The organism is Trinickia sp. (genome assembly GCF_051961175.1).
GTDB lineage: Bacteria > Pseudomonadota > Gammaproteobacteria > Burkholderiales > Burkholderiaceae > Trinickia.
In genome coordinates this window covers 1-8,476 of record NZ_JBQCDN010000455.1, presented here as the reverse complement: position 1 = coordinate 8,476, position 8,476 = coordinate 1, and the positions used below count along the sequence as shown (strand labels likewise).

Genomic DNA, 8,476 nt, shown 5'->3' with positions numbered 1-8,476 from the left:
ATGGCGTTTTGGGCCGGGCCGGGCGCCCGCCCCCGACGGCGCGTGGGGTGCCCCCCCCGCGGACGTGCGTGTAACGCAAGGGGTATGCCAATCGAAGCTGCGGGAGGCCGAATGCGGCTGGTGCGGCGGTTGGCGCGATCGAACCGGTCAGCGCCGGAGACGAACAGGGATCAACATGGTGCGCCGCGCGCTGAACGCGAGCGCGACGCGCGATATTGGTGATTGCGTTGCCCCAAAAAAAACGCCGGCCCGTGAATCGGGGCCGGCGGCCTTTCGAGCGGATCGCAGCGATCGAAGATCGGCGATCAAAGACTAAAGATCAACGCTCAATAAAGCGGTACCTTTGCATCGACCTGACGCGACCACGCGTCGATCCCGCCTTGGAGATTGAAGATGTGCTTGAAGCCGCGTCCTTCGAGAAACATCGCCACGTTGGCGCTGCGTGCGCCGTGATGGCAGATGCAGACGATCTGCGCTTCGTCGTCGAGTTCCTCGCTGCGGGCCGGGATATCGCGCATCGGAATGTCCACGGATCCGGCGATATGCGCGGTGGCGACTTCCCAGGGCTCACGGACATCGAGCAGGACGGGGGCGGGGCGCGACGTATCGGCCAGCCATTCGGCGAGTGCGGGTGCGGTCAGGTTTTGCATGATGGGCAATCGATCGGAAGGGCGGTTCGATGTCAGGCCGGCGCGGCCTGAATGGCTGCGCCGGCTGCGGGAGGAATGCTTAGAACTTGAAGCGCGGCGGCTGGACGGCGTTCGCGAGCGGTTCGACGTAGGTTTCGAAGACGTCGGCCACGCGGAATTGCTTTTCGTCGATACGCGTAATGACTTGCGCCTTCATGACGGGTGCCGTACCGACGAACGCAGCAAGGCGGCCGCCGATCTTCAATTGCTCGAGCATTTCCTGCGGCAGCACGGGCAGGCCGCCCGATACGCAGATGACGTCATAGGGCGCCGCTGCGGGCCAGCCGCGGGCGCCGTCACCGAGTGCCGCTTCAGCGTTCGTCACGCCGTTCTCGGCGAGGTTGCGCTTGGCGAGTTCGACGAGTTCCGGCTTGATGTCGATCGTCAGTACGTGACGGGCGCGGTGCGCCAGAAGGGCGGCCATGTAGCCGGAGCCCGCACCGATTTCGAGCACGCTTTCGTGCTTCTTCACGGCCAGCTCTTGCATGATGCGCGCTTCGACGCGCGGGAAGAGCATATGCTCGCCCGTGGGCAACGGTACTTCGAGATCGGCGAAAGCCATCTCGCGGTAGACGGCGGGGACGAAGTTTTCGCGCTTGACGATCGACAGCAGATTCAGCACGTCCTGGTCCAGCACGTCCCAGGGGCGAATTTGTTGTTCGATCATGTTGAAACGGGCTTGCTCGATGTTCATGGCGACTTGGCGGACTTGGACGTAGCGGTTCGGTACGACGGAAAGAAACCTCGGGATTGTACCAAACCGAGTGCGGGATCCGAGCCCTCAGCGTTTGCTGCGCTTGATCTGCGCCTCGAACGCTGCATCGAGCTTGCTGACCCGCTTGGGCTTGGCGGGCGAGATGGCATCGACGAACGTGACGAAGGCGTCCAGCGGCAGGGGCTCCGAGAGCGGCAACTCGATGCCGGTGGCACGATCCACCAGACGAAACAGCCCGCCGGGCATGCCGATGGCCGCGTAATGGGGATTGCCGGTGCGCTCCTTGAGCTTTTGCACCGCGGAAATGGCGCGCGTACCGCGCATGCTGGGATCCTCTAAAATCTCGGGCGAAGCATCTACTTTACCAAGGTACGTGCCGCTTATCCGATCCCGGGTGCGCCGTCCAGCGCGGGCCAGGCGTTTTTGCGCCAGCCGCCGGGCCGGTGCCGTCCCTCTTCATCCCTGTTGATTGGCTCTACCATGCAATGCCGTGACCGCTGCGGGGCGTGTTGTATCGCGCCGTCGATTTCCAGCCCCATTCCGCGTATGCCTTTGGGGAAACCCGCGGGCGTGCGCTGCGTGCAGCTCGACGAAAACGAGCGCTGCAAGATCTTCGGGCATCCGGATCGGCCTGCAGTGTGTTCGTCGTTGCAGCCCGACGAAGTCATGTGCGGCGACAATCGCGAGCAGGCCCTGCGCTGGCTCGGGTATGTCGAAGTACAGACGTCGCCCGGCAACGATCCCGGCTTTCAAAACACAGAACATCAAAACACAGAACATCAAAACACAGAACATCAAAACACAGAACATCAGAACACTTGACCATGACGAACACCCAACAGCCCGTTATCCTCACGGGCGATCGCACGACGGGGCCGCTTCACCTCGGACACTACATTGGTTCGCTGCGCGCACGCGTGCAATTGCAGCACGAAGCGACGCAGTTCCTGCTGCTCGCCGATACGCAGGCGATGACCGATAACGTCGGCCGCCATCAGCGCGTGACGGAGAACGTACTCGAAGTGGCGCTCGACTACCTCGCCGTCGGGATCGACCCCGCGAAGTCGACTATCTTCATTCAGTCGCAGGTGCCTGAACTCGCGGAGTTGTCGCAGTACCTGCTGAATCTGGTATCGGTGTCCCGCCTCGAACGCAATCCCACGATCAAAGCGGAAATCGCATTGCGCGGTTTCGAGCGCGACATTCCCGCTGGCTTCCTGACTTACCCTGTCAGCCAGGCGGCTGACATCACGGCTTTCAAGGCGACGCACGTGCCGGTAGGCGACGACCAGCTGCCGATGATCGAGCAGGCGAACGAACTCGTGCGCCGCTTCAATCACATCGTCGAACGCGAAGTGCTCGTGGAGTGTGCGGCCGTGCTGTCCCAGACGCCGCGGCTGCCGGGCATCGACGGCAAGGCGAAGATGAGTAAATCGTTGGGCAACGCGATTACGCTCGGCGCCAATCCCGATGAGATCTCGAAGGCGGTGAAAGAGATGTACACCGACCCGAATCACCTGCGCGTGAGCGACCCGGGCCAAGTCGAGGGCAATGTGGTGTTCGCATTCCTCGATGCGTTCGAGCCCGATACGGCGAAGGTTGACGAACTGAAGGCGCACTATCGTCGCGGCGGGCTGGGCGACAGCGTCGTCAAGCGCGTGCTGAATGAACGGCTGCAGGCGATCATCGAACCGATCCGTACGCGTCGACACGAATTCGAGGCCGACCGGGCGCAAGTGCTGGAAATCCTGCGCCGCGGCACGACGCGCGCTCGGGAGGTGGCCGGACAAACGTTATCAGAAGTAAAAGGCGCGCTGGGACTGTCCTACTTCGAGTAAGAATAGCGGGCAGGTGCAATAGGTAGAGGTAGAACCAGGAGGTTATGCATGACTTACGCCGTCGCGCCCCGCCGGCGCCGGTTGTTGGGCTTGGCTTGCGCGGCGATCGCTTGCGCGAGTGTTGCCGCGGGTCTGGGCACCTCGCTCACGGCCTGCGCCAGCCCGACGTTTCCGTTCATCCCCGATCACTACACGTTTTCGCGCGATCAGGTGCAGATGGCGGTCGCCCGGAAGTTTCCGTACCGGCACACCGTTTCGCAGCTGTTCCAGGTGGCGTTGACGAATCCTGTCGTCGGATTCGAGCCCGGTGCGGACCGCGTGACGGTTCATGTCGACGCGCATATCGAAAGTCCGTTTCTGCAGCAGCCCGTCGACGGCGCGTTTCTGCTGTCGAGCCAGCTCCAATACGACGCGCCCAGCCATTCCGTCGTCCTGCGCGCGCCCACGGTCGAGCGCGGCGGGGGGGATGGCCAGGCGCGCGCCTACCGGCAGCAGATCGAGGCGGCCGGCGCGCTCGCCGCGGCACAGTGGCTCGATGGCTATCCGATCTATACGTTCAAGCCCGAGCAGCTGCAATTCGCCGGTGTGAACTTCGAACCCGGTACAATTACGATCCTTACAAACGGCATACGCGTTCAGATCGTCGAGAAATGACGGCTGCGCGGCCGCGAGTGGCTGCGCGCGCTCCATCGCCTGGCCCTTCGCGCCATTGGAATCGAAGAGAGGGCATCGATGGACTGGTTACTGATCGGTAAGGCATTGGTTCTCGGCATCGTCGAAGGACTCACCGAATTTCTTCCCGTCTCCAGCACGGGACACCTGATCGTCTTCGGCAGCTTGCTGAACTTCGGCGGCGATTCTGCCAAGACATTCCACGTCGTCATTCAGTTCGGCGCCATCCTCGCCGTGTGCTGGGAATATCGGCGGCGCATCGGCCGCGTGGCATCCGGCGTCTGGGGCGATCACACCCAGCGCCGGTTTGCGCTGAACGTCGTCATCGCCACAATCCCGGCCGTGGTGCTCGGGCTGTGCTTCGAAGCGGTGATCAAGGAGGCGCTGTTCGCGCCGGTGCCGGTCGCGCTTGCGCTCGTGGCGGGGGGCGTCGTCATCCTTTGGGCTCAGGCGCGGGAGCGCGGGTCAGGCGGGGCAACGGGGCGTATTCGGACGATCGACGAATTGCGTCCGCTCGATGCGCTCAAAGTGGGGTGCGCCCAATGCTGCGCGTTGATTCCCGGCGTGTCGCGCTCCGGCTCGACGATCATCGGCGCAATGCTGCTGGGTGTGGAGCGGCGCGTGGCGACGGAGTTTTCGTTTTTTCTGGCGATACCCGTTATCGGCGGGGCGACGCTGTACGAACTGATCAAACACCGGGGCTCGGCGTTCGTCGATATGGCGGATATCCTGACGGCCGGCACAGCGGCGGCATTCGTGAGCGCCTTCATCTGCGTGCGCTGGCTGCTGCGCTATTTGGCCACCCACGATTTCACGGCCTTCGCCTGGTATCGCATCGCGTTCGGGATGATCGTGCTCGTCATCGGCTACGGCGATGTGAACTGGGGCGCCTGACCGTAACGTGCCACGGCGCCCCGGCCGGATTGCCACAACCCGCTCACTCGCCGGCCTGTGCGGCGCCCGCGGCGGGGTGTGTTTCCGATGACGCTTAACGACGCTTGAAGACGAGATCCCACACGCCGTGGCCGAGCCGCAAGCCGCGCCGTTCGAATTTCGTAACGGGGCGGTAGTCGGGCCGCGGCGCGTAGTCGGGCGCCGTGTTTTCGAGCGAAGGATCGGCACCGAGCACTTCGAGCATTTGCTCGGCGTAGTTTTGCCAATCGGTCGCGCAATGCAGATAGGCGCCGGGCTTGAGGCGCGAGGCCAGTAGCGCGACGAACGGCGGCTGGATCAACCGGCGTTTGTGATGCCGCGCCTTGTGCCACGGATCGGGGAAGAAAATGTGCACGCCGTCGAGCGTGCCCGGCTCGATCATGTGTTCGAGCACTTCTACCGCATCGTGCTGAATGATCCGGATGTTCGTGAGCGCAGCTTCGCCGATGAGCTTGAGCAGCGCGCCCACCCCCGGTTCGTGCACTTCCACGCCGATGAAATCGTCACCGGGCCGCGCGGCGGCGATCTCCGCCGTGGTCGCACCCATGCCGAAGCCGATTTCGAGCACCCGCGGGGCTTGCCGGCCAAATAGCGCATCCCAGTTGACGGGATCGGGCGAGTAGGGGACGACGAAGCGCGGGCCCAGTTCGTCCATGGCGCGGCGTTGGCCCGTCGATACACGGCCGGCGCGCGTGACGAAGCTGCGGATGCGGCGCCGGAAGAGCGGCGATTCATCGGCGGACGACGCGGTGAGGTCGTGCTCGTTCTCGTTGGATTCGTTGGCGTCGCCGGTGTTGCCGGGGGCATCGGGCGGCAGGCCCGGTTCGTTTGGATCGTGAATCATGGTATCTGGCAGTCGAAGGCGTCGGCACCCGGCGATATGAAAAAGCCGCCAAGGCGGGGCGGCTTGCGTGTCGGATGCGTGCCGGCGCGTGGCCGGCGTCGAGTCGTGGGCGAGATTGTAGACGATGTCGGCGAGCACGCGGCCGCGCGTGAAATTCGAACCGGGTACCCGCGCGTGCGGACGGTGGCGCTTTGTCGGCGCTAGTGCGGGTTGATCGGCGTGTCCGCGTTAATCCGAGACGATGACGTGGATGCGGCTCGGAAATTCGAGTTGAAACTCGCGGGTTCGCCCGACGCGCACATCGAGCAAAAGGCGTTCGACGTCACGGAGCATTTGCTCGCTACTGAGCCCGCCGTGCGACGGCTTTTCATGCAGGTCGGCGGCGAGCGCTTGACGCGTATCGACGAGCAGCCCAATGGCGCTCGTACGTGACATGAAATACCGTTCCATCGTTTTCGATTGCGTTAGAAGTGTGCGGGCGGCCGGGGCGAGGGTTGTTCGTCGTTTGGCCGAGCCTCGTATCGACAGCCGTGCGCGCCGAAAATTCCTCGATGATTCGAATTGCTCCGGTTGTTTGTCTTGAAAGCTGGCGCGCGGGCTCAGCGCAAGCGCCGATTCGGGCAAAAAGCGGCGAAGCGAACGTGTACAGAGTGGAGGGTGGCGCGCGACTTTTCAAGCGCTCGATAGGCGAGATGGGTGGCGAGGCTATTGGCAGGTGTTCGACGCGAGCGACTGCATCAGTTGTTTCGTGCGATCCGTTGCGCATAGGGCGACCGCGGCGGATTGCATCGACCCGTCAGTCCATTGGCGCTCGGCCGATTGTTGGCATGTTTCGTCGCGTCGCTTTTGCCAGGTGGCGACTTTTTGCGCGAGGGCGGCGCCGCACTTGGGTGAGGCGGCGCGTTTTTCGTCGATGAGCCGGCGCAGGGTACGTTCGGCGGCGAGTTCGTCGCGCCACGCGCAGAATTTCATGCTCGTTCGGTTCGCATCGCAGTTCGCGAGCAGCGTCAGGACCTCCGCCGGGCTCATGCCGCTGCGCTGAGCCAACTCGTCGGTCAGCGTTTGTGCCGAGGCAGCGGCCGACATCGACAGCAAGCCGATCAGGATCAGTAAGAAAACGCGGTTCGATGGTTTTTCCGCTGACATGGCTGGTTCACGTCGTCAGAGGCAACTTGCCGGCTCCGGATGACGCGCCGAGCGAAGGGCGTGTGATCGGAATCCTGGCGGGGACCCGCAGGTTCGTGGGGCTCGAATGGAGCGAACGATGCGGGTGTGCGGCTCGGGCGTTTGCACGCTCTCCGAGGGGAGCGCAGGGGAGTATAGCAACTCTAGCGGAGGGCGGAGAGGCTTGAATGCGCGGGAAATTTGGGGTGGGAGGCGAAATTGCCGCCTCACGTGTTTACCCGTTGCGACGTTTTTGCCACTCATGAATCGCGGTGATTGAGCGCGCCGCCCAATTAGAGGGGAGCGGCGGCGCGGACCATTGGCGCGTCAATGCCTTGTGGCGCATTGCGCTCGACAGGTCAGACAGGTAGCGGATGCCATCTTGGGCGTAGCGCGCAGCCTCTTCCGAGATGAGCTCAGATGTCACGGTGAATGAGACGGCGCCGTTTTCAACCAGCACGTCCAGATATAGCTTTCCGTCTTCCTCCAACAGGAACCAACTCCAGGGTTCCTCCGCTATTACTCGCATCCGCATCTCCTTACCGATGGCTGCGCGAGTATGACGCACACCTCAGTCGTTCGTCGAATCGGATCGATGTTGTTTCGGGATTTCCTTACGCCAAAACAAGAATGTTCTCGTTTGTTTTCATTTTTCGGGAAAGCAATGCGAAGGATTGCGTGTGTTAGTGGAGCCCAGGAAATTACGCAATTCAATTTGATTTCATGAATTTGCTAAAGATTCGTCGAGATCGAAAGCGGAATGAAGAGCGCGGCTTGCAATCTGCTGCGGCGGCTTCGACGACCTATACGTCGGCGCGCAACTGGATTGTTCTTCTGCTCGTCGGCAACCTTGCGATCGGCATTGCGCTTGCCATGCGGCTCTCACGCATCGTATCGCGCCCCATGAATCAAGCCGTACGGGTGGCGACACGCGTTGTGCAGGGCGATCTGACCGCGCGTATCGAAGCGACCCTCGCGCGATGAAATCGGGCCACCGATGGCGGCGTTGAAGGCGATGACCCACAGCCTGCAGAAAATCGTGGGCGGCGTTCGCAGCGCTCGTCGGCTGCGGCCAGAGAGATCAAGGACTTGATCGAGTCATCGGTGACGATGATTCAGGACGGCGCCAGGCAGGCGGCGGACGTCGGCGCGACGATGGGGCAGGTGAAGCAGGCGATCAAGCAGGTGTCGGATATCGTCGGAGAGATTGCGACGGCATCTGAGGAACAAAGCCGCGGAATCGAGCAGGTCAACCAGGCGGTCAGTCAAATGGATGAAGTGACGCAGCAAAATGCGGCGCTTGTTGAGCAGGCTGCGGCGTCGGCGCAGTCGCTGGAGGAGCAGGCGAAGAACTTGAAGGATGCCGTTTCGGTGTTCAGGCTTGCCTGAGCGGTGGGGTAAGGGACTGACCTGCGGCCAACAAACCGGTCGCGGTGTCTTCTCCGAGCCGAGGCACGCACATAAGCCCGTGGAATCAAAGGGCTGGATGGTGTGTGGAGCGGGCGATGGGAATCGAACCCACGTCTCTAGCTTGGGAAGCTAGGGTAATGGCCATTATACGACGCCCGCAGAGCCGCAGATTGTACAGGGTTTTGGGTGCTTTGGGGAGTGGGGTTTTGCG

Annotated in this window: 11 protein-coding genes, 1 tRNA gene and 2 pseudogenes; 6 read left to right on the top strand and 8 right to left on the bottom strand. The window is 62.7% G+C overall.

Features of this window, described 5'->3' with window-relative positions:
- Window positions 1-326: 326 nt before the first annotated feature.
- The 3 genes from ACTHL0_RS25940 to ACTHL0_RS25930 form a co-directional block, all read right to left on the bottom strand.
- Window positions 327-650: a rhodanese-like domain-containing protein gene (locus ACTHL0_RS25940; protein ID WP_440569936.1), complete on the bottom strand. Its 324-nt coding sequence runs from the start codon at window positions 648-650 to the stop codon at window positions 327-329.
- Between the two features lie 79 nt (window positions 651-729).
- Window positions 730-1,383, bottom strand: coding sequence for a protein-L-isoaspartate O-methyltransferase family protein (locus tag ACTHL0_RS25935; RefSeq protein ID WP_440569935.1), 654 nt, complete (start codon window positions 1,381-1,383; stop codon window positions 730-732).
- Window positions 1,384-1,470: 87 nt separating this feature from the next.
- Window positions 1,471-1,728 carry a hypothetical protein gene (locus ACTHL0_RS25930; RefSeq protein ID WP_440569934.1) on the bottom strand — a complete coding sequence of 86 codons (258 nt, stop codon included), beginning with the start codon at window positions 1,726-1,728 and terminating at the stop codon, window positions 1,471-1,473.
- 156 nt (window positions 1,729-1,884) lie between these two features.
- Here ACTHL0_RS25930 and ACTHL0_RS25925 point away from each other — a divergent pair.
- The 4 genes and pseudogenes from ACTHL0_RS25925 to ACTHL0_RS25910 form a co-directional block, all read left to right on the top strand.
- A pseudogene (locus ACTHL0_RS25925) lies at window positions 1,885-2,136 on the top strand (YkgJ family cysteine cluster protein); the annotation flags it as partial.
- Between the two features lie 92 nt (window positions 2,137-2,228).
- The gene (trpS, locus tag ACTHL0_RS25920; RefSeq protein WP_440569933.1) at window positions 2,229-3,242 is read left to right on the top strand and encodes a tryptophan--tRNA ligase; all 1,014 of its coding nucleotides are present in this window, start codon (window positions 2,229-2,231) and stop codon (window positions 3,240-3,242) included.
- Window positions 3,243-3,290: 48 nt separating this feature from the next.
- Complete coding sequence (locus ACTHL0_RS25915; protein WP_440569932.1) at window positions 3,291-3,896, top strand: DUF1439 domain-containing protein; 606 nt, start codon at window positions 3,291-3,293, stop codon at window positions 3,894-3,896.
- A 78-nt stretch (window positions 3,897-3,974) separates the two neighbouring features.
- Entirely contained in the window at window positions 3,975-4,808 is an 834-nt protein-coding gene (locus ACTHL0_RS25910) for an undecaprenyl-diphosphate phosphatase (protein ID WP_440569931.1), read from the top strand.
- A 94-nt stretch (window positions 4,809-4,902) separates the two neighbouring features.
- Here ACTHL0_RS25910 and trmB read toward each other — a convergent pair whose 3' ends face one another.
- From trmB to ACTHL0_RS25890, 4 genes are all read right to left on the bottom strand, one after another.
- Window positions 4,903-5,691: a tRNA (guanosine(46)-N7)-methyltransferase TrmB gene (trmB, locus tag ACTHL0_RS25905; RefSeq protein WP_440569930.1), complete on the bottom strand. Its 789-nt coding sequence runs from the start codon at window positions 5,689-5,691 to the stop codon at window positions 4,903-4,905.
- A gap of 228 nt (window positions 5,692-5,919) precedes the next feature.
- Complete coding sequence (locus ACTHL0_RS25900) at window positions 5,920-6,126, bottom strand: hypothetical protein (RefSeq protein WP_440569928.1); 207 nt, start codon at window positions 6,124-6,126, stop codon at window positions 5,920-5,922.
- Window positions 6,127-6,396: 270 nt separating this feature from the next.
- Window positions 6,397-6,837 carry a lysozyme inhibitor LprI family protein gene (locus ACTHL0_RS25895; RefSeq protein WP_440569927.1) on the bottom strand — a complete coding sequence of 147 codons (441 nt, stop codon included), beginning with the start codon at window positions 6,835-6,837 and terminating at the stop codon, window positions 6,397-6,399.
- A 253-nt stretch (window positions 6,838-7,090) separates the two neighbouring features.
- Window positions 7,091-7,384: a hypothetical protein gene (locus ACTHL0_RS25890; protein ID WP_440569925.1), complete on the bottom strand. Its 294-nt coding sequence runs from the start codon at window positions 7,382-7,384 to the stop codon at window positions 7,091-7,093.
- 245 nt (window positions 7,385-7,629) lie between these two features.
- Between ACTHL0_RS25890 and ACTHL0_RS25885 the strand changes: the two genes are divergently transcribed.
- Both ACTHL0_RS25885 and ACTHL0_RS25880 read left to right on the top strand, forming a co-directional pair.
- Entirely contained in the window at window positions 7,630-7,839 is a 210-nt protein-coding gene (locus ACTHL0_RS25885) for a hypothetical protein (RefSeq protein ID WP_440569924.1), read from the top strand.
- Window positions 7,840-7,905: 66 nt separating this feature from the next.
- A pseudogene (locus ACTHL0_RS25880) lies at window positions 7,906-8,244 on the top strand (methyl-accepting chemotaxis protein); the annotation flags it as partial.
- A gap of 105 nt (window positions 8,245-8,349) precedes the next feature.
- Here the strand turns inward: ACTHL0_RS25880 and ACTHL0_RS25875 are convergent.
- A tRNA-Gly gene (locus tag ACTHL0_RS25875) sits at window positions 8,350-8,424 on the bottom strand.
- Between the last annotated feature and the right edge of the window lie 52 nt (window positions 8,425-8,476).

What these genes read in the sequence shown, in the direction of transcription:
- ACTHL0_RS25935 (WP_440569935.1), bottom strand. Translation starts at nt 1,383, where the DNA reads ATGAACATCGAGCAAGCCCGTTTCAACATGATCGAACAACAAATTCGC.
- ACTHL0_RS25910 (WP_440569931.1), top strand. Translation starts at nt 3,975, where the DNA reads ATGGACTGGTTACTGATCGGTAAGGCATTGGTTCTCGGCATCGTCGAA.
- trpS (WP_440569933.1), top strand. Translation starts at nt 2,229, where the DNA reads ATGACGAACACCCAACAGCCCGTTATCCTCACGGGCGATCGCACGACG.
- ACTHL0_RS25940 (WP_440569936.1), bottom strand. Translation starts at nt 650, where the DNA reads ATGCAAAACCTGACCGCACCCGCACTCGCCGAATGGCTGGCCGATACG.
- ACTHL0_RS25930 (WP_440569934.1), bottom strand. Translation starts at nt 1,728, where the DNA reads ATGCGCGGTACGCGCGCCATTTCCGCGGTGCAAAAGCTCAAGGAGCGC.
- ACTHL0_RS25900 (WP_440569928.1), bottom strand. Translation starts at nt 6,126, where the DNA reads ATGTCACGTACGAGCGCCATTGGGCTGCTCGTCGATACGCGTCAAGCG.
- ACTHL0_RS25915 (WP_440569932.1), top strand. Translation starts at nt 3,291, where the DNA reads ATGACTTACGCCGTCGCGCCCCGCCGGCGCCGGTTGTTGGGCTTGGCT.
- ACTHL0_RS25890 (WP_440569925.1), bottom strand. Translation starts at nt 7,384, where the DNA reads ATGCGAGTAATAGCGGAGGAACCCTGGAGTTGGTTCCTGTTGGAGGAA.
- ACTHL0_RS25895 (WP_440569927.1), bottom strand. Translation starts at nt 6,837, where the DNA reads ATGTCAGCGGAAAAACCATCGAACCGCGTTTTCTTACTGATCCTGATC.
- trmB (WP_440569930.1), bottom strand. Translation starts at nt 5,691, where the DNA reads ATGATTCACGATCCAAACGAACCGGGCCTGCCGCCCGATGCCCCCGGC.